Below are 23,188 nucleotides of genomic sequence, written 5' to 3' on the forward strand. Positions count from 1 at the left end.
ACCTCGCGGGGGTGCGGGATGAAGCTGAATACTAACCATACCTGCCCCTCAGCCCGGACGTCCGGGACGTTTGTGGCATGAAAAAGCTTATCATCCAGATTCCGTGCTTGAATGAAGCGGAGACCTTGCCGCAAACGCTTGCAGATCTACCGCGTGAGGTGGATGGCTTCGACCGCGTTGAATTTCTCGTCATTGATGATGGCAGTACTGACCAGACGGTAGCGGTGGCACGCGCCCAAGGCGTTGATCACATTCTGTCACTTGGCCATCGCCATGGCCTGGCAACAGCCTTCTCCGAAGGCATCATGCACTGTTTGCGGCACGGTGCGGACGTTATCATCAACACAGATGGCGACAATCAATACCAAGGGGGCTGCGTCGCCACTCTGGCCGCTCCCATCCTGGCCAACCAAGCCGATATCGTCATCGGTGCCCGCCCAATTTCTGATATCGAGCATTTCAGCTTGCCGAAGAAAATACTTCAGAATTTCGGTAGCTGGATCGTTCGCATCATCAGCCACGCCGAGGTTCCGGATGCCCCCAGTGGCTTTCGCGCCTTCAGCCGCGAGGCCGCGATCCAGCTTAAGGTCTTCGGGTCCTATACCTACACTCTGGAGACCATCATCCAGAGTGGGCTCAGGAATATCCGGATTGTATCCGTTCCCATCCAGGTGAACCCGAAAACACGTCCTTCACGCCTGATCGGCAGTACCGCATCCTATATCCTGCGCTCCACCATCACGATCCTGCGTGTATTCGCCATTTATGCGCCGTTGCGCTTTTTCATGCTACTTGCGGCAACCGCGTTCGTTCCGGCGGTTGCCATTTGGCTGCGCTTTGGCATGGAGTATCTAAATGGCGGCGGCCACGGCCATGTTCAATCGCTGATCCTCTCCAGTGTCTTGTTCGGATTGTCCGGCGTGCTGGCACTGGCCGGCATTGTGGGCGATATCATGTCAGCCAACCGGCGCCTCTTGGAAGATGTCCGCGTCATGCTCATCCGCCGCGAACTTGACAGTACACATACGTCTCGAGAGGACGAACCTGAGCTTCACGTCGTGAAGAAATGGCCGGAGCATCGGGGCGATATCACTTCGGCCCGCTATTAGGCTCACCGTCTGCAGGCTCGTGCGCGGCTGCAATAAACGGCAGCCCAGCCGCATATTCCTTTAGCCGCCCTTCCGCTATCGCCCCGCGCAGCCCCGCCATCAGGTCCTGATAGAAGGTCAGATTGTGCCAGGTGAGCAGCATAGAGGCGATGATCTCCTGGGCCTTCACCGTGTGGTGCAGATAGGCGCGGGAGAATTTACGGCAGGCCGGGCAGCGGCAGTTTTCGTCGATCGGACCCGGATCTTCAGCATGGCGTGCGTTACGCAGGTTCAGCGTACCGTTCCAGGTGAAGGCCTGGGCATTGCGGCCTGAACGGGTCGGCAGCACGCAATCGAACATGTCGATGCCGCGCAGCACCGCGCCCACGATATCGGAGGGTTTGCCGACACCCATCAGATAGCGCGGACGGTCGGCGGGCAGATGTGGCACCGTGAAATCGAGGGTCTCGAACATCATCTCTTGTGGTTCACCCACCGCGAGGCCGCCGACCGCATAACCATCAAAGCCGATCTCTTTCAGCCCCAGCGCCGAACGCTCGCGCAAATGCGCAAAAGTGCCCCCCTGTACGATGCCGAAACAGCCCCGGCCCGGCTGCTCGCCGAAGGCTTCCTTAGAGCGCTTGGCCCAGCGCAGCGTCATGGCGAGGGATTTCTCGATCACCGCTTCGGTGCCGCCGAATGCCGGGCATTCATCCAGCACCATCTGGATGTCGGAGCCGAGCAGGCGCTGGATCTCCATCGAGCGTTCCGGCGACATGAAGAAGGTCGCGCCATCGACATGGCTTTGGAAGCGCACGCCCTCCTCGGTGATCTTGCGCAGCTTGGCCAGACTCATCACCTGAAAGCCGCCGCTATCGGTCAGGATCGGTCGTTCCCAGCCCGCGAATTTGTGCAGCCCGCCGAGCTTGGCGACGCGTTCGGCACCGGGGCGCAGCATCAGGTGATAGGTATTGCCGAGGATGATGTCAGCGCCGGTCTCGCGCACGCTTTCGGGCATCATCGCCTTGACCGTGGCGGCGGTGCCGACGGGCATAAAAGCGGGGGTGCGGATGTCGCCGCGGCCAGTGTGCAGAACGCCGGTGCGAGCAGCGCCGTCCGTGGCATGAAGATCGAAATGAAAGTCAGTCATAGGCGGCGGAATAGCAGACAGGCATCGCCATAGCTATAGAAGCGGTAGCCGAGCCGGATCGCCTCGGCATAGGCGTGGCGCATCACCTCCAGCCCCGAAAAGGCCGAGACCAGCATAAAAAGGGTCGAACGCGGCAGGTGAAAATTGGTCAAGAGCACCTCTGCCGTGCGGAAGCGGTAACCCGGGGTGATGAAAATCCCGGTTTCTTCCGAGAAAGGCCGCACGGCGCCATCCTCCCCCGCCGCGCTTTCCAAGGTGCGCAGGCTGGTGGTGCCAACCGCCACAATCCGCCCGCCCGCCACTCTCAAGCCATTCAGCCGCGCCGCCGTCTCCGGGGTCACCAGGGCCATTTCGGCATGCATCTTATGGGCGGCGGTATCTTCCACCGAAACGGGCAGAAAGGTGCCCGGCCCGACATGCAGGGTCACGGTTTCGCGGGAAATCCCCGCGGCGGCCAAGCGGTCCAGCAGGGCTGGCGTGAAATGCAGCCCGGCGGTGGGGGCGGCCACTGATCCCGCCTCGCGGGCGAAGACGGTCTGATAATCGGCCAAATCGCGGGCGTCAGCGGGGCGCTTACCCGCGATATAGGGCGGCAGCGGGGTCTCCCCCTCCGCGGCGATGGCGGCGTCCAGCTCGGCCCCAGAGAGCGAGAAGGTGATCGCCACCTCCCCCGCCTCGCCGCGCGAATCCACCCGCGCCTGCAGATGGGCGCCAAGATGGAGCGCATCCCCCGTCATGAGCTTGCGGGCGGGGCGGGCGAAACCCTCAAAACTGGCCGGGCCGGTGCGGCGGTAGATCAAAATCTCGATTTTGGCTTCGAGCGGACCATCTGGCCCCCCTGCCCGCTGGCGAAGGCCTCTGAGCCTTGCGTTGATCACTTTGGTGTCGTTGACCACCAGCCCGTCGCCGGATTTGAGGAATTCCGGCAGGTCCGAAACCCTGGCATGGGTGAGCTGGCCATCCTCATGCACCACCAAAAGCCGGGCGGAATCGCGCGGTTCGGCCGGGCGCAATGCGATGCGTTCCTCGGGCAGGTCAAAATCGAACAGGCCAACATCCATAAGCAAAAGGGTCCAGCGTGATACCGCCGGACCCTATAGCGGCCCGAATGGCCGCCCGCCACCCATTCGTTCAGGCTATTGAATAACCACCCGAGTGCCTTCGAAATCGAAGTTAAAGCGCACTTCCTTCAGGCCCGAGCCCAGCATGGCCCGGCGCAACCGCGGCTTGTCATTGGTTTGGAACAGCAAGAAGCCGCCGCCGCCCGCGCCTAAAAGCTTGCCGCCCGTCGCTCCGTTGAGCATGCCGAGCTCGTACCACTCATCGATTTTGGCGTTGGTGATGTGCTTGGAGCGGGTGCGCTTGCGCTGCCAATGCTGGTCCATCAGCTTGCCGAATTCGGAGAGATAGCCGCCTTCCAGCGCCTCCAGACTGCGCAGGCCCAGATCCTTCACGAAGTGCAGATTGGCGATCATCTCCTCGTCGGAGCGCAAGGTACGCTCATTCTGCTCCTGGCCGATCTCCAGCGATTTGGCGGGCATGCCGGTATAGAACAGCGCAAGACTGTCCTCGAGATTGGCCCGCGTCTCGTCGCTCATCGTGATGGGCCAGCTTTCCACCCGGTTGTCACGGCAGAAGCGGAAAGCCCGAAGCCCGCCCAGCGCCGAAATATACTGATCTTGCGCGCCAATCGGCTCCTTCAGCTTTTCGAGCTGGATGTCGCTCGCCATCTTGGCGATTTCGGCGGTGCGAATGCTGCGTTTTGCGTAAACATGCAAGGCCCGCAACAGCGCCGTCGTGAAGGCCGAAGAGGCGCCAAGTTGGTTGCGCGACGGCACGTCGAGCATCACGTTGATTTCGAGACCGCGCCAGTTGATATCCATGGTTTTCAGGACTTCGCGGAAAACCGGATGCTCGATTTCGTCGAGCGATTTCACGCGTTCCACCTTGGAGTATTTGATCAAGAGATCGTCGCCGAACCCCTGGTGCAGGGTGACATAGACATATTTATTGATGGCCGCCGAGATCAGAAAGCCTTCATATTCGCGGAAATAGGAGGGGTGATCGGTTCCCCCGCCGCCCAGGGTGATACGCAAGGGGCTTCGCACAATTATCATATCAATCTCCGCTGTGCTTCGCGTGACCGGCACGCGAGCGTGAATGTACCGGGAACATGACACCAATGTCCACGCAAGGTACGGATATTAAAGATAAAATGTCGCCCCTCTGTTGAGAAACACTCCAATGATAGCGTTCTCAAAGACCTCTCGCATCGGCTGCCATCGCGCGCGCCGCGACGTCTTGCGCGCTGGGACATTTTAAGGCCCGGGAAGATTTACGCAGGGGCTTCGCCGCTTCGCCCGTTTCATGACGGATCGTCATCTTTGTATGCGGCACTTACGGACTTTCCTGCGCTGTTCTGTCTTTGTAATTCTGCTTAATGAAGATCAAGACAGGTGATGCGTTGGACGAGCAGGTGTTTGCCGATGGCATTGCTGCGATCTCTGTGATCCAGGGAACGGTGCGCATCGATTTCATCGCCTATTCCCCCACCAAAAGTGACGCCTCCGGCCAGCCACTGCCGGAATTTCGCCAGCGGATCATCATGAGCGCGGAAGCCTTCCTCGCGACAGCGGAAAAATTTCAGGAAGCCGCGCAGCGCTTGAAAGATAAGCGCCCCCCCGCAGAGGCCCCCGCGGAACGGCCCGCGGCAAAACTTGAGACCGACATAGAACCGCGCCGCTTTCGCCCGCCCTTCCCATGAGCTCACCCGCCATGACTGACACCCCCGATTTTCCTAAGGCCGATGCAACCGCACAAACCGGCCTGAAGGGCTTGGTTTCCATCGCGCGCCATCTTCAGCTCGATTGGAGCCTGGAACGGCTCACCCATCTTTATGGAAAAGAGGAAGAACCCTCGGCCGAAGATCTTGCCCGCCATGCCAAGGCCGAAGGGTTGCACGCGGCGGTACATCGCCTCGATTTTGCGCGGTTGCAGCGTTTCAAGAAGCTGACGCCGTTTCTGGCGCGCCTCACCAATGGCGCATATGTCGTGGTGCTGCAAACCGAGGTGCCGCAGCAGGCCGGGCAGAAGGAAGTGCCGCCGCCCGAAGGCTGCATCATCGTATTTAATCCGCGCGTGCCAGAAGCAAGCCTGTTTCCCATTCCCAATAGCGAATTCCAGGCGCATTGGACGGGCGAAATCATTCTTCTGAAGCGCCCTTACACGCTCGACGACAAACCCCGCCGCTTCGATCTTTCCTGGTTCCTGCCCGAATTCTGGCGCCAGCGCGATCTCTTGCGCAATGTGGTGATCGCAGCCCTCGCCATGCATGTCTTGGCGCTCGCGGTGCCGATTTTCTTCCAGATCGTGATCGACCGGGTGCTGACCTATCTCAGCGTCTCCACCCTCATCGTGGTTTGCATCGGCGTAGTGATCGCCATCAGCTTCGACGCGGCACTCTCCTGGCTGCGCGGCTATTTCATCCTCAACACCGCGAGCCGCATCGACATCCGCGTCGCCAAAAAGACCTTCGATCATCTTCTGCATTTGCCGATTGGTTTTTTCGAAGCCTCGCTCGCAGGTGTCATCACCAAGCATATGCAGCAAGGCGCGCAGATCCGTGAATTTCTCACCGGACGGCTTCTAACCACCCTGCTCGATCTGCCCGCGCTGATCGTCTTTTTGCCGCTGATGGCCTGGTATTCGGGCTGGCTGACCGGCGTGGTGCTGCTCGTCACCCTGCTTCTGGCGGGCGTCATCGCGGCCATGATCGGCCCCTATCGCCGCCGCTTGCGCAAGCTCTACGCCGCCGAGGCGCAGCGCCAGTCCCTGCTGGTGGAATCTGTACACGGCATGCGCACGGTGAAGTCCTTAAACCTCGAGCCTCGCCGCCAAGAGGCTTGGGAAAATGCTGCCGCAGACGCGGTGCGCACTTATATGCAGGTCGGCAAAATTTCGCTCGCCGCCAATACGCTGTCGCAATTCATCGAGCGCGGCCTGACCATCATCATCGTCACCGTCGGCGCATTCCTTGTCTTTGGCCATGATCTGACGGTTGGCGGGCTGGTCGCCTTCAACATGCTGGCGGGGCGCGTGGTGAGCCCCGTGCTGCAACTCATCGGCCTTCTCAACAACTACCAGGAAGTCTTGATGAGTGTTGAAATGCTCGGAGAGGTGATGAACCGCCCCACCGAGGGCGCGCGCCGTGGCCTGACCCCGCCGCTCAATGGCGAGATTGTGCTCGACCGCGTGACTTTCCGTTATCCCAACACCGACAGGCCCGCGCTGCGAGAGCTTTCCTTGCGCATTCCGGCGGGCAGCATGCTCGGCATTGTCGGGCGTTCCGGCTCCGGTAAAACCACCCTCTCCGCCTTGCTGCAAGGGCTTTATGGGGCAAGCGAAGGCGCCATCCGTATCGATGGGCATGATATTCGCGATCTCGACCTTGCCTATCTGCGTGCCCAATCGGGTGTGGTACCGCAGGAGCCGTTTCTCTTCCGTGGCAGCATCAAAGACAATATCCGCATGGGCCAGCCCTCGGCGAGTTTCGAGGATATCGTGGATGCGGCAAGGCAAGCGGGCGCGGATGAATTCATCCAGCAACTGCCGCATCGCTATGACACGCTGCTTGAGGAAGGGGCAGTCAACCTTTCCGGCGGACAGAAGCAGCGCCTTTCCATTGCCCGCGCACTGCTGCGCCGCCCGCGCATGATCATCTTTGACGAGGCGACCAGCGCGCTCGATCCCGAAAGCGAGGCCGTAGTGGTGCAAAACCTTGCCGCCATCGCCAAGGGACGCACAACCATCGTCATCTCTCACCGCTTGCAGACCATCTGCGAAGCCGACGCCATTCTGGTGCTGGATAACGGTGAGCTTTCCGATCTCGGCACGCACAGCCAGCTACTGCAACGCTCCCCCGTCTACCGCCAGCTCTGGTCGCAGCAAATGTCGAGGGCCGCATGACCATTTTCAGCCCCCACACACGCGAGAATTTCGGCAAGCTGCGCTATGCCGCCGAGGACCATCTGAAAGCCTCTTGGGCCAAGCTTGATCACTGGATCGAAGAGCGGTTCGAGGATGGCGATGTCGCCCAAGCCTTCAAGCCCGATGCCACCGCCATCGAGGAAGCGCCCATCCCCGTCTCCGCCCATGCCGCGCTTTACGCCGTGGTGGCGTTGTTGGCGATCTTCATTTTGTGGTCGGTTCTGGGTTCGGTGGATCGCATCGTGGTGGCGCCAGGTAAAATCGCGACCCGCACCCCCATGGTGGTGATGCAGACCTTCACCACCTCGCGCATACTTTCCATTCCGGTCCGCCCTGGCGATCACGTTCGAAAAGGCCAAGTTCTGGTCTCGTTTGATCCAGCTTTCGCAGAAGCCGATGTCGCCTCGCTGGAACACAAGGTGAGGAGTTTGTCGGCGCAGACCGAGCGCCTGGAAGCCGAACTCGCAAACACGCCCTTCACCGCCCTTCCAACAGACAGCCGCGAACGGCGCACCCAAGGCGATATCTATGCCCAAGAGATGGCAAGCTATAGCGCCGAACTGACACAGCGTGATAGTCGTCTTGCGGCTTTGGACTCGCAGCTTAAGGCCAATTACGCGGCCATCTCGGGGCTGAAACAGCAGCAGGAGATGTCGACAAAAGTCGTGGGCATTTATCAGCGCTTGGTAGATCAGAAAGCGGGCGCGCCGCTGGACGTGATGAAGGCGCAATCCAATGCCGTCGATGTCGGCATGAAGCTGACCACCACCATCGGCGACACCCGCAAACTCACCGAGCAGCGCACCGAAGCGCAAGCCGAACGCCAGGGCTTTCTCGACAAATGGCGCAGCGACCATAACCAGCAGCTCGTGCAATCGCGCCAGGATCTGGCGGAGGCGAGCGAGACCCTCACCAAGGCGCAGCGCATGAAGGAATTCACGGCCTTGCGGGCGCCTGCCAGCGGTACCGTGCTGCAGATCGCCGACCGCTCTATGGGCTCCGTGCTGCGCGAAGCTGAGACCGCGGTCACGCTGGTGCCTGATGGTGCCGATCTTTACGTAGAGGCGAATGTACCCTCGCGCGATATCAGCTATTTGAAGGTGGGGCAGGAGGTGCGCGTCAAACTCGAGGCCTATCCCTTCCAGCGCTACGGAACCTTGAACGGCACATTGATGGTACTCGCCCCGGATTCCATTCCGCTTAAGGAAGGCGATGAATCCAAGCTTGTCTATCGCGCCCAGGTGCGGTTATCGGAGAATGCGGCAGAACTCGCAAAAAAGGGCCTGCATCTGCGCCCGGGCCTTGTCGCTTCCGCCGAAATCAAGACTGGCAAGCGCTCCATCGCCTCTTATGTGCTGAACCCGATCCTGCGCACAGCGGATGAGGGAATGCGCGAACCTTAAACCATCACCCAAAGACAGGTTTGGACGAACAGGGCTTCCCCGCGTGCTACGTCCAAGCCGTGACAAATGCAATGTGGCGGCGACAAGCGATTGCCGCCGGCACCCACTCCCGCCTAAACACATCCGTCATTGTACGCATCCAATACAAGATCATCCGGAGGCGGGATTTGCGGGGACGGATTCTGGTAACGGGCGGGGCTGGCTATATAGGCAGCCACATGAGCTACGCACTTCTGGATCGTGGCGAAGAAGTTGTCGTGCTCGACAACCTTATGACCGGCGTGTCATCACTCGTCAGCCCGGACGCGGAGTTTATCGAGGGCGACATCGGCGATCTGGCGCTGGTGCGCGCGCTTTTGCGCTCCCGCAAGATCGACACCATCATGCATTTCGCGGGCTCTGTGGTGGTGCCGGAATCTGTTTCCGACCCCATGAAATACTACGCCAACAACACCGCGGCGACGCGTAGCCTGATCGAGGCGGCGGTCCGCGAAGATGTCCCCCACATTGTGTTTTCATCCACCGCCGCCGTCTATGGCATGCCGCCCGTCCCGGTCATGGCCGAAGATACGCCGCCCCGGCCTATCAACCCCTATGGCCGTTCCAAACTGATGACAGAGTGGATGCTGGCCGATGCCGCAACGGCCCATAATCTCAGCTATATTGCGCTACGTTATTTCAATGTCGCGGGCGCCGATCCCTTGGGACGTACCGGCCAATCCACACCCAACGCCACCCATCTCATCAAACGCGCCTGCCAGGCCGCGCTTGGCCGGGTCAGTCATCTCGACATCTACGGCACCGATTTCGACACGCCAGATGGCACGGGCGTGCGCGACTACATCCATGTCACCGATCTGGTTGAAGCCCATTTGGCGGCGCTGGATGCTTTGCGGCGCGGGACAGAGTCGGGAATCTACAATTGCGGTTATGGCCACGGCATGAGCGTGCGCCAGGTCATCTCTGCGGTGGAAAAGGCGAGCGGTCGGCGCGTTCCCCTACGCGAAGCACCACGGCGCGCGGGCGACCCAGCAATGGTGATTGCCGATGCCACCAAGCTCAGGCGTAATCTGGATTGGAGCCCCCGCTATGACGATATCGATGTCATCGTCAGCGCCGCCTTGCGCTGGGAGCAGCGCCTTAATCATTAGGCGCGGCGGCGATCCCTTGCTGGCGATGAATATGCTCATACCATACTTCTCCCGCCAAAAGTCCGGCGGAGATGCCCAGGAAGCTTCCCGCGATCACGTCGCTCACGAAGTGCCAAACGCCCGCGACTAGAAGCGTGGCGGCCAGCAGCATAAAGATGCCGAGCGGCACCACGCTGGAGCGATAAAGGCGGAAAAACACGCCGCAAAACGCACCGGCAAGAGCCATATGCCCTGAGGGAAAACTGCTGTTACCGGTTCCTTTCAGGAAGTGTATGCCGTGATGTGCCCCGCTCCAGACTTCCCAAGGCGCGGGCACGCCGAACGCCACCTTCAGAACGGTGCTATTGACAGCATAAGCGCAAACCGAAGCGAGCGTGGCCAGAGCGAGAGTTCTGCCAAACGGGCGAAGCGATCCCACGACCACCCGCGTGATGGACAAGTACAAGAGCAGCAGCGCCTCGATGGAGAGCAGAATAGCGCTCCCCAGCCCCTCCCCCAAAGGCGCCAAATGCGTCGCCCAAGGGCGCATGCGCAACGCAATGGCGAGATCGAGATGACGAAACACCAGCGGCACGAAAATCGCGCACAGCAGCAGCGACAGCAGCCAGAGTTTTGCTCCGGCGGGAAGTTGCGCCCTTGTCATTGGCGAAATTACGACGCCTCCACGCTTTCCAACACAGCCGAAATTACCGTGTCTTGGGTGCTGCGGTCCATATAAGGATGCATCGGCAAGGCGACGACATGCTTGGCGATCTTCTCAGACACCGGCGTCGGCGCGCTCGGATAATGGGCATAACCCTTCTGCAGCGAGAGCGGGATCGGATAATAAACCGCCGTCGGCACGCCTTTTGCCTTCAGATCAGCCTGCAGCTTGTCGCGATTGGGCACCTGGATCACATATTGTGCCCAGACCGACTGGCAGCCATCGATCACCAGCGGCACGGCGATTTTGTCGGAGGCGACGAGGCCTGCATTATAGCGGCGCGCCACCAATTCGCGCTTTTCGATTTCATCGGCGAAGATTTTCAGCTTCTCCGACAAGATCACCGCCTGAATGGTGTCGAGGCGGGAATTAAGGCCGATGCGTACGTTTTCATAGCGATCCGAGCCTTGGCCATGCATGCGGATAGACTTCAGAAGCTCGGCGGTTTCGTCGTCATTGGTGAAGCACGCCCCGCCATCGCCATAGCAGCCAAGCGGCTTGGCTGGGAAAAAGCTAGTGGCGGCGGCATCACCAATCGAGCCCGTCACCTTACCCTTATAGGTCGCACCAAAGCCCTGCGCGGTATCGCAGAGCAATTTCAGCCCTTCGCGCGCGGCAATCGGGGCAATCGCGTCGTAATCGGCAGGCTGGCCAAAAAGATCGACCGGGATGATCGCCTTGGGCTTCAGCTTGCCCTCTTTCTTCACCATGGCGATCGCAGCTTCCAGCGAGGCCGGATCGATATTGTAGGTGTCTTCCAGCACATCCACGAAAACCGGGGTAGCGCCCACCAGCGGCATCACCTCACCGGTGGCGCAGAAAGTGAAGGCCGGGCAGAAGACGGCATCGCCGGGTCCGATGCCCCAGGCCATCAGGATCAACTGCAGCGCGTCCGTGCCATTAGCGCAGGCCACGGCATGTTTCACACCTGCGAAATGGGCGAGTTCCTCTTCCAGCTTCGTCACCTGCGGCCCCAGGATCCACTGTCCACTGGCCACCGCAGCGAGGATTGCCTGGTTCAAGGGTTCGCCAAGACGGGCGCGTTGGGCTTGCAGATCAATGAAGGGGATGGCCAAGGATACTCTCCCACAAAAAAGGACGGGAAGACTTTTAGGCGCGCCGCCCGCCTCTGCCAACCGAGCCCGCGACACATTATGTTGCCGAATGCGTCAAGGGCGGGAGATTTAGCGTGAGAACGGCCATCAGTTTGATGCTCGCGGGGGCCCTTCTGGCGGTTGTGGCCCTGCTGATGCTGCGCCCGAACGATATCGCACAGCCAGCGGACATCTTGGTCGGAAAACCCGCGCCCCACCTGCCCGAAACGCTGCGCGGCCGCGTAGTGGTAGTGAATTTCTTCGCCTCCTGGTGTCTTCCCTGCAAAGCGGAGCATCCCCTGCTGAAAAAGCTCGCCCAAAACAGCGGAGCGGTGGTGGGGATTGCTTTCAAGGATAGCGGCACCGCTCAGTATCTGGCAGAGAACGGTAATCCTTACAAATTGGTCATTGCCGATCGGGATGGGCGCATCGCACGTGCTTATGGCGTCGCGGGCGTGCCGGACAGTTTCATCATAGACAAAAGCGGCACCATCCGATTGCGCATCGCCGGTCCATTGACCGAGACAACACTGCAAAAGGATGTAATGCCGCTTCTGGAAAAACTGCAGAAAAACTAGCGGGGCAAAACCACCCCGCCGTTCATCAGCCCGCTTCGACCCGCATGGAGATGATCTTGTCAGGCTCGCCGGAGATGGCGCCGTTGTTGTGCTCGCCGCCCTTCTTGATGGCGTCGACATGTTCCATGCCTTCGATCACCTTGCCCCAGACGGTGTACTGCTTGTCGAGCCAGGGGGCGTCGGCAAAGCAGATGAAGAACTGGCTGTTGGCGCTGTTGGGATTGGCCGAGCGAGCCATCGAGCAAGTGCCTCGCACATGACGCTCAGGGGAGAATTCCGCCTTCAGATCGGGCTTGTCCGAACCGCCCATGCCTGTGCCGGTGGGATCGCCGGTCTGGGCCATGAAGCCCGGAATGACGCGATGGAAAACGATCCCATCATAGAAGCCGCTATTGGCCAGCTCCGTGATGCGGGACACATGGTTTGGCGCGAGGTCGGGGCGAAGCTCAATCACCACCTTCCCCGCTTTCAATTCCATGATCAGCCGGTCTTGGCTCATTTTGTGGCTCCCAAATGTTTGGCACGTTGTTTCAAGAGGTCGGCGACATGGGGGCTGGTGAAAGCCGAAACATCTCCGCCCAATAAAGCGATTTCCTTGACCAGCCGCGAGGCGATGGCCTGGTGATGCGGATCGGCCATCAGGAACACGGTTTCTATATCGTTCCTGAGGCGCTGGTTCATGCCCACCATCTGGAACTCGTATTCGAAATCAGACACCGCGCGCAAGCCGCGCACGATCATCTTGGCCCCCACGGTCTGGGCAAAATCAATCAAAAGGCCCTTGAAACTCTTGACCTCGATCGTGGCATGGCCGTTTCCCGAGAGTTTCTCGACGTCATGGCGGATCATGCCGACCCGCTCGTCGAGGTTGAACATCGGGGTCTTGGCCGAATTGTTCGCCACCCCGATGACGAGATGATCCACCAGTTTCACGGCCCGGCTGATGATGTCGTAATGCCCCAGCGTCAGGGGATCAAAAGTCCCCGGATAAAGAGCGATGCGTCGTTGCGGCGCCTTGGTCATGCGGAGTCGTCCGTTCCTTCCGAGACAATCCGTTCCACCGACACCACGCGTTCGGCGCCTTCCATTCGGAACACGACCACGCCTTGCGCCGAGCGGCCCTGCACGCTGATGCCGCTCACCGGCACGCGGATGGTCTGCCCCGTATTGCTGACCAGCATCAGATCATCGCTTTGTTCAACTGGGAATGCGGCAATGATGGCGCTGTTTTTGCGGCCCATGCCCATGGCGACAATGCCCGAGCCGCCACGCCCCGTAACGCGGTATTCGAAGGACGAGCTGCGCTTGCCAAAACCGTTTTCCGACATGGTGAGCACGAACTGTTCGGAGGCGCCGAGTTCCGCATAGCGTTCCGGCGTCAGCGTCGCCTCTTCGGCACCCGCATCATCGGCCTCATCCGGTGCAACATCCTCACCACCGACTTCTTCGCCGGAGGCTCTTCGGGCAGCGCTCGCCTGCTTGAGATAAGAGCGGGCTTCCGGTGAGGTAGCGTCGGAATGGTTCAGCAGCGTCAAGCTCACCACTTCATCATCCTTGGCGAGCTTGATGCCACGCACACCGGTGGATTCACGACCCTTGAAGACGCGCACATCGGCGAGCGGGAAGCGGATACATTTGCCCAGCTTGGTGGTGAGCAACACGTCATCGCGATCGGTGCAAACCGCTACGCCGACAATGCCATCCCCCTCTTCCAGCTTCATGGCGATCTTGCCGGATTTGTTTATCGAGACGAAATCCGAAAGCTCGTTACGGCGCACATTGCCGTTCTTGGTGGCAAAAACGACGTTGAGCTTTTCCCATTGGGCTTCATCTTCCGGCAGCGCCAGAATGGTGGCGATACGCTCGCCTTCCGACAGCGGCAGGATGTTCACCATGGCCTTGCCGCGGCCGGTGATCGGGGCATCGGGAAGACGCCAGACCTTCAGCTTATAAGCCATGCCGGTGGAGGAGAAGAACACCAGCGGGGCATGGGTAGAGGCGGCGAAGATCGAGGTGACAAAATCCTCGTCCTTGGTCGCCATGCCGGAGCGCCCCTTTCCGCCACGGCCCTGCACCCGGTATTCGGCAATGGCGGTGCGCTTGATATAGCCACCATGGGTGACGGTGATGGCGACGTCCTCACGCTCAATGAGGGCTTCGTCCTCGATCTCGACATCGGCATCGATAAGCTCGGTCTTGCGCGGGGTGGCGTATTCATCGCGCACCAGCGTGAGCTCTTCCTTGATGATGGCGAGAACGCGCGCGCGCGAGGACAGGATATCAAGATAGTCCTGAATGGCGGCAGAAAGCTTTTGCACTTCGTCGCCGATTTCATCGCGCCCCAGCGCGGTCAAGCGCTGTAGACGCAGATCGAGAATGGCCCGGGCCTGTTCCTCGGAAAGATAGATGGTGCCGTCTTCCGAAAGCTTGTGACGCGGATCGGCGATCAGCGCGATCAAGGGCGCCATATCCTTGGCGGGCCAGGCTTTACCCATCAAGCGGATACGCGCTTCGCCAGCATCGGCGGAGGTGCGGATCATCATGATCACCTCGTCGATATTGGCCACCGCGACGGCGAGACCGGCCAGGATATGGCCGCGATCGCGCGCCTTGTTGAGCTCGAAGCGGGTACGCTTGGTCACCACCTCTTCACGGAAGCCCACAAAGGCCTGGATCAGGCTTTTCAGGTTCAAGAGCTGCGGGCGACCATCATTCAGCGCCAGCATGTTGACGCCGAAGCTCGTCTGCAGATCGCTGAAGCGGTAAAGCTGGTTCAGCACCACTTCGGCGCTGGCGTCACGCTTCAATTCGATCACCACGCGCATGCCATGGCGGTCGCTCTCGTCGCGAATGTCGGAAATGCCTTCGACGCGCTTATCGCGCACCAGCTCAGCCATGCGTTCCTGCATGCGGGCCTTGTTCACCTGATAGGGGATTTCGTGCACGATAATGGCGTCGCGATCCTTGCGGATTTCCTCCACCGTGCAGCGCGCCCGCATCAGGATCGAACCGCGGCCGCGGGCCAGCGCTGCACGCGCTGCCGCCTTGCCGATAATGAGACCGCCGGTCGGAAAATCCGGGCCCGGTACGATCTCGGTCAACTGATCCATGGTGATGGAAGGATCTTCGATATAGGCGAGGCACGCATCGATCACTTCGCCGAGGTTATGCGGCGGGATATTGGTCGCCATGCCGACGGCGATGCCCGAAGCGCCATTGACCAAGAGGTTCGGAAAGCGCGCCGGCAGCACCACCGGCTCTTTTTCCGAGCCGTCATAGTTGTCGCGGAAATCGACCGTTTCCTTGTCGATATCCTCGGTCAGGGAATGGGCGATCTTGGCGCGGCGGGCTTCGGTGTAACGCATGGCCGCGGGCGGATCGCCGTCGACGGAGCCGAAGTTACCCTGGCCATCGACCAGCGGCACGCGCATGGAAAATTCCTGCGCCATACGCACCAAGGCATCATAGATGGATTGGTCGCCATGGGGATGGTACTTGCCCATCACGTCGCCGACGATCAGCGCGGATTTGCGATAGGGCTTATTCCAGTCGCGCCCGTTCTCATGCATCGAGAACAGAATGCGCCGGTGCACCGGCTTCAGCCCATCGCGCGCATCGGGCAGCGCGCGGCTGACGATCACACTCATCGCGTAATCGAGATAGGAGCGTTTCAGCTCGTCTTCGATTGCGGTGGGGTTCACGCTCGAGCCCGAAGGGGGCGTGGGTGAAGGCGTATCGCTCAAAACGTAAGTCCTCTGACGCGCTAATGGCGGGCGGTGTCTGGCCGCATAAGACCCGGGAACAGGCTACCGAACGGGGGGCAAAACCAAGCCGGAATCACGGCCGCGGCCGCCCCGCAAATCGACCCGATTTCGTAGCATTTTCGTGACCGATTCTGCCAGCAAAAGATGACCTTGGGATGGGTCGGAAGGCCTAGTTTTTTCAACCGCTTCCGCTCCGGCGGGAAGGCTTTGGCCGGGGGCGCGTTTCAAACCCTGGCGACACCTCCTAAATGCCTCTTTCCGAACCGCTTTGGGATGTGATTAGCTCCACTTCAACGGGGGCTTGAGAAGGACCGCTTCGCGTATGTTCGCTCAGCAACAGAAGAGCCCTGATAAAGGCGGTCCCGATCCGGTGACCTCGCGTCTCGGGCGTGGCTTGAAAGTCACGGGCACCATCGACATGCAAGGGGACATTACGGTCGAAGGCAGTGTTACAGGCCGCATCAATGCCGAACGTGTCGTTTTGGGAACCGAGAGCCACGTCGAAGGCGATGTGGTCGCGCGCGAAGTCCATGTCGAGGGGCGCTTCTCGGGGCGCATTTTTGCGCTCAATGTGACCGTGGAAAGCTCCGCGAATGTCACGGGACGAATTTTCCATAACACGTTATCGGTGGCCAAGGGCGCACGGATCGATGGCAGAATGCCGTGGCGGCCTCCGAATTACTTCGAAACCCTGACCCAACTCCCGGAGACACGGCCATGAGCAGCATGTTCACGCGCAACGATCCGCCTAAGCCAGACGTCAAACCACCTGCACCTGCCCCCGAGATCAAGCAACCCGAGCCTCCCCCGGCGCCGGATTCGGTACGCCGCGCACAGGTGGCCGCAGCACAGCCCTTGACCCCGCCCTCTCAAATGAGCGGCAAAGGCGTCTCGGTGATTTCGCGGGCACTTCGGATCACAGGCCAGCTCGAAAGCTCCGAGGACATTGAGATTTTGGGCGAAGTGGAAGGCGATGTGCGCGCCGCCACCGTGCGGGTGGGCACTGGCGCCAAGGTGCGCGGTACGGTTTCCGGTGAGGAAGTAGAGCTCGCCGGCTCCGTGGAAGGCAAGATCGAAGCCCGCAAAGTGGTGCTCACCAACACCGCCCATATGGCGGGCGATATCATTCATCAGGATGTCGCCATCCAGTCGGGCGCCTATATCAACGGCCATCTGAAGCCCGAATATGGCAAGGGCAATGTGCAGCAGCTAAAGGCCAAGGCGGAGTAATTACTTCGCCTGGATTTTCTTCAGCTCTTCACGGACCCGGTCCATGGGATAGGCATAGAGAAGGCGCGTGCCATTATCGAGGTCGCGATAGCCGAATAATATGCCGATAAGTTTGCCGCTATCCACCTCGATGACGGGCCCGCCGCTATAACCGGGCCCGGCATTGCCCTCGAAGACAAAGGCCTTCTGCTCGACGCAGCCCTCGCAGAAAGGCAAGACAAGCGCATTGAGCGCAGTAATTTTACCCTCCGCCTTGTAAAGCACGGGGCCGTAATGGGCATAGGCCACCACTTTGGCGCCAAGCCGGGGTTCGGCTTGGGCGAGAGCCGCCTTATCGCGATCCGTATGAAAGAAAGCCAGATCGTATTCGTGGGCGCTACCGATCAGCAACGCGACGGGAAGCATGTGGGCGGCATGGGCGGCGGTAACCGCGACGCCGTCCCCAAGAACCACCGCCCCCGCATCATTCTCAGGCAGAAGCGTCGAGGGGCGCTTCAGGGGGATGTAGGCATAATCGACATCGGGCGGCAGCGCGCCCTCAAGCGGCACGCCCGATTTACCGACGCAACCCGTTAAGCCGAGAAGCAGAAGGAGGCCAAGTACGGCCCCTCCCTGCTTAGAACGGGATTTCGTCATCCAATTCGCCGCGATCGAAGCTGGCCGGGGCATCCGAGCCGCCGGAAACACGACCCTGACCGCCACCGTAGCTGCTGCCGCCGCCGAAGCTCTGGCCGCCGCCAGCGCCTTCACCACGCCCATCCAGGAGCACCAACTCACCGCGGAAGCGGTTCAGCACCACTTCGGTCGAGTATTTCTCCTGCCCGTCCTTATCGGTCCATTTGCGGGTGGCAAGCTGGCCTTCGAGATAGATCTTGGAGCCCTTGCGCAGATACTGCTCGGCGACTTTGGCGAGGTTTTCGTTGAAGATCACCACGCGATGCCACTCGGTCTTTTCCTTGCGCTCGCCTGAGGCCTTGTCCCGCCAGGATTCCGAGGTGGCGACCGACAGGTTGACGATCGGCTCACCGCTGGTCATGCGGCGCACTTCCGGGTCACGCCCCAGATTACCGACCAAAATCACCTTATTCACGCTGCCTGCCATGATGACACCCTTTAACGGACAAGAGGGAGGACATTAGCGTCTGGCGCCCCGTTCCTCTCCTGGGAACTTAGCGTCTGTTCTTATTATGTTCTCATTGCCGGAGTCAATCCCCAGCATTTTGGCCCCAACAGTCGGCACATGCTACTGCCCTTCCGTCAGACGCGTCTCCTTGCGGTGCGCGACCCATTTTTCCGCGATGCGTGCCAGAACCAACAGGCCGAGGGTCAACACCGCGCCAATGGTCAAAACCGGCCAAGCCGCGAGACCCGCGCCCGCCCCCAACACAGCAGCGATCCATACCGCCGCCGCGGTGGTCAGGCCTTTGACGTGATCCTCATGGCGCAGGATCACCCCGCCGCCGAGAAAACCAATCCCGGTGACGAGGCCTTGCAGCACACGCGAATCCGCTGCCCCGTCGCGCGCGGGCAGCACCATCACCGCCATCGCGGCGCCAAGGGACACCAGCGCGATCGTACGCACCCCCGCCGATTTATGATGCAGCTCCCGGTCAAGCCCGATGGCAAAGCCGATCAGCGCCGCCACACCAAGCCGCAACAACACTTCCTGCCAAGCCATCGCTCATCCTGGCCAAATCACGAGGAAAGAATACGCCATTCTGTTGCGTGCGCGACGAGAAAGAACTCTCTCCTTGCGCTACTTGGGATTCTGAGAAATGCTCTCATTCATGAGCGACCAGACCTTCCCCGCCGCCGCCAAGGCGATGACCTTCATCGTCACCAGCGACCGTGAAGCCGCCAAAACCTTCTATGGCGATATCCTGGGCTTTAAAGAGATCGGCGAAGACGATTACGCCGTGGTCTTCGATCTCAACGGCATCATGCTGCGGGTCTCGACCGTGAAGCAGCACGAGGCAGCAGAACACACAGTACTTGGCTGGGAAGTGCCCGACATCACCAGCGCCGTGAAAACCCTCACGGACAAGGGCGTGGTCTTCAATCGCTATCCCTATTTCGAGCAGGATGAACTCGGCATCTGGACCGCGCCAGGCTCTACCAATCGCGTTGCCTGGTTCAAAGACCCTGATGGCAACGTCCTCAGCCTGGCGCAATTCTAGCCCTACATCTTCTTCACATCGGCTTTTACGCTGCCCTCGGCAGACATCATCGCGACAAAGCCGTCGCGGCTCCAGGTCAGCGTCACCGGCCCGAAGGATTGCACCGCGCCGGAGATCATGACGCCCTCACCTTGCGGACGGGAAAGCGAGGCGCGCACGCTATCCTGCACGCCTTTGATTTGGCCCGAGACGTTGAATTGCAGCGCCTTTTCCATCGCCTTGGCGAGATCGCCGCCCGCGAGGCCACGCATCACCGACAGCATCCAGTTCTGGGTCAAGACGTCGTAATGGACATTGACGATGCGGATGGTTTGGCTCGCGGTATCAAATTGCGGCACGCCGCGCAGATACCCGCTGCCGCAGCCGGAAAAGGTGTCGGTCGGGTCCCATTTCTCAGCGATACAAAAGCCCGCTTCGATCACCACATCCTGGCCGGAGGGCATGATTTTCAGCGCATTGATCTGCAAGAGATGGCTGCCGACGCGCGGCGGGTTCTTCTTCAAGGCATCGAGCGCCAGCTTGGCCGCTTCGTCATAGGGCAGTACCGCGGGCACGCTGACCGCGAAGCGATTGGCGGGGCCATTCACCAGCGCGGGCGGCGGCAGCGGCGTGGGCACAAGATTGGGCCGCGCATCGGACACAGCAAGCCGCGCCCGCACATCAACCCCTAATCCCATGGTGAGGGTATCGTTCTGCACGCGCGGTGTGCCGACACGAATACGTTCCGGTTGCAATACCAGCCAAGTGGTGGGCTTGGTGTTGAGCTTGATGGGCGTGAACACACCGGCCCAAATCTGCGCCACTGTCTTTTGCTGCGCCAGTGCGGGCGCCATTTGCGCTTCGATCTGGCTTAAGAGCGGGCGCGACAGAAGCTCCGCATTGGCATTCCAGAGAGTTGCGAAATCGGTGTCGAGCGGACCCGTCTTCAGCCGCCCATTCTGGAACTGCACCGAGCCCGAGGTGTTAGGCCGGATAGACCAGTCGGGGCCAAGGCTGACCGCCGTCACTGCATTCAGCTGGCCCGCCGTATTCACACCAGCATTGACCACCGACAAAAGCCCCGGCAGCGCGATATTGGCCGAGACCGCGAAAGGCACGCTGATCGCCAAGGCACCATTGCGGTTGGTGAAAGTGATGGGACCGGTGCGCGAGGCCGAGAGCGACGTCGTGCAACTGCCAATCACGCATTTCAGTTTCTGGTTTTGAATATCGGCGAAGCGCTGCGGCACCTTCTCATTGACGAGGCGCTGCAAATCGGAAAGCGGAATGGAAAGCGTCGCGCTGACGCTCGAAACCGGCGGCAAAGGTTGCGCGGGCGGCGGGGTCAAGGCAGGCGGCGGGGCACTTGTCTCGGAAACACCGCCGCAACCGGCCAAAACCAAAAGAGCTGCGCTTACCGCGCCCACACGCAACATATTCATGAGAAAATCCGAAACGCAAAATCGCGCGGGACCATAGGCGCGTGTTTCCGCTTGGGCAACGCGCCTGTGATGGCAAAATCTAAACTTTGCGAAACTTAATCCAACGCCGACAAAATGCTGACCGAAAGCGGGCCATCGACCTTGCCTGCCACGCCAGCGACCAGTGCTTTGAAATGCGGCTCTTGCTCATGCGCGGCCAAGGCTTCGCGGCTGGCCCAGCGCTCGACAAACACATATCGGCCCGGTTCATTCACATCGCGATGCGCAACATAAGAGATATTGCCAGCTTCCTTGCGCGAGGCTTCCACGCAGGGGCGGATTACCGCTTCAAGCGCGGCTTCCATGCCAGGGGCAGCCTTCAGCGCGGCAACGACGGAAATTTCAGTTTTCATGATGAACTCCAATATGCGCTAGGAAAGCTTGAACAAGGGATCGATGGCCTTGTCGAGCAAGGGCTCAAGCTTCTTGGCGCCGTAATCGCTCAAGTGATGCTCATCCTTATAGAGCGGAATGCCTTCCTTGCGCACAGCGCAACGTCCGCTCTTGCAAAGATAATCATGGGGAAACACCGCAGAAACCCCTTGCTGTTCCGCCATAGCGTGGAAGAGCGGCAGCACTTCGGCCTCGCGCTCATAGAATTTCTTCGCAGGCGGAGAGACGACCACATGCTCGCGATGTTCTTGGGCGAGCCGAGCCAGGACTTGCGGCACCGTCCAGCCGATTTCCGGCACAGGCCCAACCAGCAGCACCTGCTTGCCGCCGGCGCGCAAGGCGTCCACCGTGCGCTTCAGCCCGCGGGCAAAAATCGGCGCATTCTCGGCAGGTGCCTGGGCGTGGGCCTCGTCATCGCCGATGGCGACAAAACCGTTGCCTTCATTGCCATAAGCGGTGCCTTGCGCGGCCTTGCCCCAGCGCGCCATCAAAATGACGGTAGTGATTTCCTTATGCCGCAAGATCATCGCCAGCACGCGATCATTGAAAGCGCGGCAGGCGGGCACGTCATAGCGATCCACCCCCACCAGCGGCACGCAAGAGGGCGAGCCCGCGAACAGCCCGCGGCGATTATGCCGCTTGGCGATATCGGCGATGGCGGGCTCAATCGCCTCGGCATGGCTATCACCCCAGAGAACGAAGCTCGCGGGCTGGCGCTCTTCACCGATGCCGCAGAGGCGATGCACCGAGACATCCTCAGGCTTGATGCCGAAACAGTGATCCCGCACCGCGTCGCGCGGGGCCTGCTGCGCAGCGATGGCGACGATCTTGCTATCGAAACGCCCCGGCAATCCGTTGGTGGTGATGCCCACGCCCGCGAAAATACACAACAGCGCCATCGCGGCGGCGGCCATGGCGAAAAGCGGCTTGCGGGAGACAGCATCCTTGGCGCGGAAAGGCTGTTCGATGAAGCGCCAGGACAGCACCGAGGCAGCGAGGGTCAGCGCCACCAGGCCGGCGGTTTCGAGCGGCGTCGGCGCGCGTGCCAGAAGGTGATTGGCAAAAACCCAGATCGGCCAATGCCAAAGATAGAGCGAATAGGAAATCAGCCCGATAAAGGCGATGGGCCGCCAGGACAGCGCGCGCGAGACGCTATTCTCCGGCCCCGCCGCGATCAGCAGCGCCGCACCAAGACAAGGCAGCACCGCGCCAAGCCCCGGAAAATTCGCACCCGGCGTCAAGGTGAGCGCGGCCACAACGATCATCACGAGACCGGCCAACGCCGCGGCGTCGCTCCAGCCCTTAAGGCGCGCAAACACGTCCGGTGCAATCGCGAGCCCCGCCCCGATCAGAAACTCCCAGAAGCGATAGGGCGCGAGATAGAAGGCCCCGGTCGGATCGGCCTTCACCGCCCAAACACTGGCAACGAAAGACGCTACGCCCAACACGCCCAGAACCGCAGCCCGCCGCGAAAGGCTCCACTTGCGGATCGCGAACAACACCAGCGGGAAGACGAGGTAGAACTGCTCTTCCACCGCCAGCGACCAAGTGTGCAGCAAAGGTTTGGAACTTGCTGCCACATCCCAATAGCCTGCGGTGGCGTTGAAGAAGATGTTCGACCAGAACAGCGCCGCCGCGCCCACGCTTTCGGCGAAGCGCTGAAAATCGGCTGGAAACAGCCAGAGGCTCGCGGCCACCGCACTCGCGCCCAACACCGCGAACAGCGCCGGAAAAATGCGCCGCACCCGCCGCTCATAAAAGCGCGTCAGGCTGAAACGGCCTTCGGCCAATTCGCGATCAAGGATGCCGCCGATCAAAAAACCCGAAATGACAAAGAAGATGTCGACGCCAACAAAGCCACCGGAAAGCTGCGACAGCCCGAAATGGTAGGCGATGACCAGCAGCACCGCGATGGCGCGCAACGCATCGATGTCGTGACGGTGAGAGGAAGACCGCATGCCGAACCAAGCCCGCTAAGCCAAAAGTGAGTCTTTGCCCAACCCAGCTAGCC

At 60.5% G+C, this 23,188-nt stretch carries 23 protein-coding genes; 9 read left to right on the top strand and 14 right to left on the bottom strand.

Going from position 1 to position 23,188, the window contains the following annotated elements; all coding sequences use genetic code 11:
* Window positions 1-77 precede the first annotated feature (77 nt).
* Window positions 78-1,109, top strand: coding sequence for a glycosyltransferase family 2 protein (locus tag FHS83_RS01230; RefSeq protein WP_167080059.1), 1,032 nt, complete (start codon window positions 78-80; stop codon window positions 1,107-1,109).
* Here the strand turns inward: FHS83_RS01230 and tgt are convergent.
* From tgt to FHS83_RS01245, 3 genes are all read right to left on the bottom strand, one after another.
* Complete coding sequence (gene tgt / locus FHS83_RS01235) at window positions 1,090-2,238, bottom strand: tRNA guanosine(34) transglycosylase Tgt (RefSeq protein ID WP_167080061.1); 1,149 nt, start codon at window positions 2,236-2,238, stop codon at window positions 1,090-1,092. The two genes, FHS83_RS01230 and tgt, sit on opposite strands and share 20 nt — an antisense overlap.
* Window positions 2,235-3,299, bottom strand: a complete 1,065-nt coding sequence (gene queA, locus FHS83_RS01240; RefSeq protein ID WP_167080063.1) for a tRNA preQ1(34) S-adenosylmethionine ribosyltransferase-isomerase QueA — start codon at window positions 3,297-3,299, stop codon at window positions 2,235-2,237. Before queA ends, tgt begins: the two co-directional genes overlap by 4 nt.
* A 75-nt stretch (window positions 3,300-3,374) precedes the next feature.
* A complete protein-coding gene (locus FHS83_RS01245; protein WP_167080065.1) occupies window positions 3,375-4,355 on the bottom strand; it encodes a GHMP family kinase ATP-binding protein in 981 nt (326 codons plus the stop codon).
* 323 nt (window positions 4,356-4,678) lie between these two features.
* Between FHS83_RS01245 and FHS83_RS01250 the strand changes: the two genes are divergently transcribed.
* From FHS83_RS01250 to galE, 4 genes are all read left to right on the top strand, one after another.
* Window positions 4,679-5,002 (top strand): hypothetical protein, encoded by a 324-nt coding sequence (locus FHS83_RS01250; protein WP_167080067.1) that lies wholly within the window; start codon window positions 4,679-4,681, stop codon window positions 5,000-5,002.
* 11 nt (window positions 5,003-5,013) lie between these two features.
* The gene (locus FHS83_RS01255) at window positions 5,014-7,203 is read left to right on the top strand and encodes a peptidase domain-containing ABC transporter (RefSeq protein WP_167080069.1); all 2,190 of its coding nucleotides are present in this window, start codon (window positions 5,014-5,016) and stop codon (window positions 7,201-7,203) included.
* Complete coding sequence (locus FHS83_RS01260; RefSeq protein WP_167080070.1) at window positions 7,200-8,627, top strand: HlyD family type I secretion periplasmic adaptor subunit; 1,428 nt, start codon at window positions 7,200-7,202, stop codon at window positions 8,625-8,627. The genes FHS83_RS01255 and FHS83_RS01260 overlap by 4 nt, the downstream gene beginning before the upstream one ends.
* A 149-nt stretch (window positions 8,628-8,776) precedes the next feature.
* A complete protein-coding gene (gene galE, locus FHS83_RS01265; RefSeq protein WP_425061521.1) occupies window positions 8,777-9,778 on the top strand; it encodes a UDP-glucose 4-epimerase GalE in 1,002 nt (333 codons plus the stop codon).
* Here galE and FHS83_RS01270 read toward each other — a convergent pair.
* The gene (locus tag FHS83_RS01270; protein WP_167080075.1) at window positions 9,768-10,421 is read right to left on the bottom strand and encodes a phosphatase PAP2 family protein; all 654 of its coding nucleotides are present in this window, start codon (window positions 10,419-10,421) and stop codon (window positions 9,768-9,770) included. The genes galE and FHS83_RS01270 overlap by 11 nt on opposite strands.
* A gap of 8 nt (window positions 10,422-10,429) precedes the next feature.
* Window positions 10,430-11,557, bottom strand: coding sequence for a DegT/DnrJ/EryC1/StrS family aminotransferase (locus tag FHS83_RS01275; RefSeq protein ID WP_167080077.1), 1,128 nt, complete (start codon window positions 11,555-11,557; stop codon window positions 10,430-10,432).
* A gap of 113 nt (window positions 11,558-11,670) precedes the next feature.
* On the opposite strand from FHS83_RS01275, the gene FHS83_RS01280 reads away from it, so the two are divergent.
* Window positions 11,671-12,153, top strand: coding sequence for a DsbE family thiol:disulfide interchange protein (locus tag FHS83_RS01280; protein ID WP_167080079.1), 483 nt, complete (start codon window positions 11,671-11,673; stop codon window positions 12,151-12,153).
* 25 nt (window positions 12,154-12,178) lie between these two features.
* On the opposite strand, the gene FHS83_RS01285 is transcribed toward FHS83_RS01280, so the two are convergent.
* From FHS83_RS01285 to gyrA, 3 genes are read right to left on the bottom strand one after another with little or no spacing between them, the layout of a single operon-like run.
* Window positions 12,179-12,652: a peptidylprolyl isomerase gene (locus FHS83_RS01285; RefSeq protein ID WP_167080081.1), complete on the bottom strand. Its 474-nt coding sequence runs from the start codon at window positions 12,650-12,652 to the stop codon at window positions 12,179-12,181.
* Entirely contained in the window at window positions 12,649-13,176 is a 528-nt protein-coding gene (gene coaD, locus FHS83_RS01290) for a pantetheine-phosphate adenylyltransferase (RefSeq protein ID WP_167080083.1), read from the bottom strand. Before coaD ends, FHS83_RS01285 begins: the two co-directional genes overlap by 4 nt.
* On the bottom strand, window positions 13,173-15,854 hold the full coding sequence (gyrA, locus tag FHS83_RS01295) for a DNA gyrase subunit A (RefSeq protein WP_208414173.1): 2,682 nt from the start codon (window positions 15,852-15,854) through the stop codon (window positions 13,173-13,175). Before gyrA ends, coaD begins: the two co-directional genes overlap by 4 nt.
* Window positions 15,855-16,239: 385 nt before the next feature.
* Here gyrA and FHS83_RS01300 point away from each other — a divergent pair, with 385 nt between their 5' ends.
* Window positions 16,240-16,638, top strand: a complete 399-nt coding sequence (locus FHS83_RS01300; RefSeq protein ID WP_167080087.1) for a bactofilin family protein — start codon at window positions 16,240-16,242, stop codon at window positions 16,636-16,638.
* Window positions 16,635-17,147, top strand: coding sequence for a bactofilin family protein (locus FHS83_RS01305; RefSeq protein WP_167080089.1), 513 nt, complete (start codon window positions 16,635-16,637; stop codon window positions 17,145-17,147). The genes FHS83_RS01300 and FHS83_RS01305 overlap by 4 nt, the downstream gene beginning before the upstream one ends.
* Here FHS83_RS01305 and FHS83_RS01310 read toward each other — a convergent pair whose 3' ends face one another.
* The 3 genes from FHS83_RS01310 to FHS83_RS01320 form a co-directional block, all read right to left on the bottom strand.
* Window positions 17,148-17,783, bottom strand: coding sequence for a S1 family serine peptidase (locus FHS83_RS01310; RefSeq protein WP_167080091.1), 636 nt, complete (start codon window positions 17,781-17,783; stop codon window positions 17,148-17,150).
* Complete coding sequence (ssb, locus tag FHS83_RS01315) at window positions 17,764-18,249, bottom strand: single-stranded DNA-binding protein (RefSeq protein WP_208414174.1); 486 nt, start codon at window positions 18,247-18,249, stop codon at window positions 17,764-17,766. Before ssb ends, FHS83_RS01310 begins: the two co-directional genes overlap by 20 nt.
* A 141-nt stretch (window positions 18,250-18,390) precedes the next feature.
* Window positions 18,391-18,825: an MgtC/SapB family protein gene (locus tag FHS83_RS01320; protein WP_167080093.1), complete on the bottom strand. Its 435-nt coding sequence runs from the start codon at window positions 18,823-18,825 to the stop codon at window positions 18,391-18,393.
* A 109-nt stretch (window positions 18,826-18,934) separates the two neighbouring features.
* Between FHS83_RS01320 and FHS83_RS01325 the strand changes: the two genes are divergently transcribed.
* Window positions 18,935-19,324 carry a VOC family protein gene (locus FHS83_RS01325; RefSeq protein WP_167080095.1) on the top strand — a complete coding sequence of 130 codons (390 nt, stop codon included), beginning with the start codon at window positions 18,935-18,937 and terminating at the stop codon, window positions 19,322-19,324.
* A gap of 2 nt (window positions 19,325-19,326) precedes the next feature.
* Here FHS83_RS01325 and FHS83_RS01330 read toward each other — a convergent pair whose 3' ends face one another.
* The 3 genes from FHS83_RS01330 to FHS83_RS01340 all read right to left on the bottom strand — a co-directional run bounded on the left by FHS83_RS01330 (window position 19,327) and on the right by FHS83_RS01340 (window position 23,135).
* Window positions 19,327-20,745 carry a DUF4403 family protein gene (locus tag FHS83_RS01330; RefSeq protein WP_167080097.1) on the bottom strand — a complete coding sequence of 473 codons (1,419 nt, stop codon included), beginning with the start codon at window positions 20,743-20,745 and terminating at the stop codon, window positions 19,327-19,329.
* A 95-nt stretch (window positions 20,746-20,840) separates the two neighbouring features.
* On the bottom strand, window positions 20,841-21,137 hold the full coding sequence (locus FHS83_RS01335) for a putative quinol monooxygenase (RefSeq protein ID WP_167080099.1): 297 nt from the start codon (window positions 21,135-21,137) through the stop codon (window positions 20,841-20,843).
* Between the two features lie 18 nt (window positions 21,138-21,155).
* A complete protein-coding gene (locus tag FHS83_RS01340; protein ID WP_167080101.1) occupies window positions 21,156-23,135 on the bottom strand; it encodes an acyltransferase family protein in 1,980 nt (659 codons plus the stop codon).
* Window positions 23,136-23,188: the final 53 nt, after the last annotated feature.

Source organism: Rhizomicrobium palustre, assembly GCF_011761565.1.
GTDB classification, from domain to species: domain Bacteria; phylum Pseudomonadota; class Alphaproteobacteria; order Micropepsales; family Micropepsaceae; genus Rhizomicrobium; species Rhizomicrobium palustre.

What these genes read in the sequence shown, in the direction of transcription:
- coaD (WP_167080083.1), bottom strand. Translation starts at nt 13,176, where the DNA reads ATGACCAAGGCGCCGCAACGACGCATCGCTCTTTATCCGGGGACTTTT.
- queA (WP_167080063.1), bottom strand. Translation starts at nt 3,299, where the DNA reads ATGGATGTTGGCCTGTTCGATTTTGACCTGCCCGAGGAACGCATCGCA.
- FHS83_RS01270 (WP_167080075.1), bottom strand. Translation starts at nt 10,421, where the DNA reads ATGACAAGGGCGCAACTTCCCGCCGGAGCAAAACTCTGGCTGCTGTCG.
- FHS83_RS01300 (WP_167080087.1), top strand. Translation starts at nt 16,240, where the DNA reads ATGTTCGCTCAGCAACAGAAGAGCCCTGATAAAGGCGGTCCCGATCCG.
- tgt (WP_167080061.1), bottom strand. Translation starts at nt 2,238, where the DNA reads ATGACTGACTTTCATTTCGATCTTCATGCCACGGACGGCGCTGCTCGC.
- FHS83_RS01285 (WP_167080081.1), bottom strand. Translation starts at nt 12,652, where the DNA reads ATGAGCCAAGACCGGCTGATCATGGAATTGAAAGCGGGGAAGGTGGTG.
- FHS83_RS01340 (WP_167080101.1), bottom strand. Translation starts at nt 23,135, where the DNA reads ATGCGGTCTTCCTCTCACCGTCACGACATCGATGCGTTGCGCGCCATC.
- FHS83_RS01255 (WP_167080069.1), top strand. Translation starts at nt 5,014, where the DNA reads ATGACTGACACCCCCGATTTTCCTAAGGCCGATGCAACCGCACAAACC.
- FHS83_RS01325 (WP_167080095.1), top strand. Translation starts at nt 18,935, where the DNA reads ATGAGCGACCAGACCTTCCCCGCCGCCGCCAAGGCGATGACCTTCATC.
- FHS83_RS01335 (WP_167080099.1), bottom strand. Translation starts at nt 21,137, where the DNA reads ATGAAAACTGAAATTTCCGTCGTTGCCGCGCTGAAGGCTGCCCCTGGC.
- FHS83_RS01260 (WP_167080070.1), top strand. Translation starts at nt 7,200, where the DNA reads ATGACCATTTTCAGCCCCCACACACGCGAGAATTTCGGCAAGCTGCGC.
- FHS83_RS01250 (WP_167080067.1), top strand. Translation starts at nt 4,679, where the DNA reads ATGAAGATCAAGACAGGTGATGCGTTGGACGAGCAGGTGTTTGCCGAT.
- FHS83_RS01230 (WP_167080059.1), top strand. Translation starts at nt 78, where the DNA reads ATGAAAAAGCTTATCATCCAGATTCCGTGCTTGAATGAAGCGGAGACC.
- FHS83_RS01320 (WP_167080093.1), bottom strand. Translation starts at nt 18,825, where the DNA reads ATGGCTTGGCAGGAAGTGTTGTTGCGGCTTGGTGTGGCGGCGCTGATC.
- FHS83_RS01310 (WP_167080091.1), bottom strand. Translation starts at nt 17,783, where the DNA reads ATGACGAAATCCCGTTCTAAGCAGGGAGGGGCCGTACTTGGCCTCCTT.
- FHS83_RS01245 (WP_167080065.1), bottom strand. Translation starts at nt 4,355, where the DNA reads ATGATAATTGTGCGAAGCCCCTTGCGTATCACCCTGGGCGGCGGGGGA.
- FHS83_RS01330 (WP_167080097.1), bottom strand. Translation starts at nt 20,745, where the DNA reads ATGAATATGTTGCGTGTGGGCGCGGTAAGCGCAGCTCTTTTGGTTTTG.
- ssb (WP_208414174.1), bottom strand. Translation starts at nt 18,249, where the DNA reads ATGGCAGGCAGCGTGAATAAGGTGATTTTGGTCGGTAATCTGGGGCGT.
- FHS83_RS01305 (WP_167080089.1), top strand. Translation starts at nt 16,635, where the DNA reads ATGAGCAGCATGTTCACGCGCAACGATCCGCCTAAGCCAGACGTCAAA.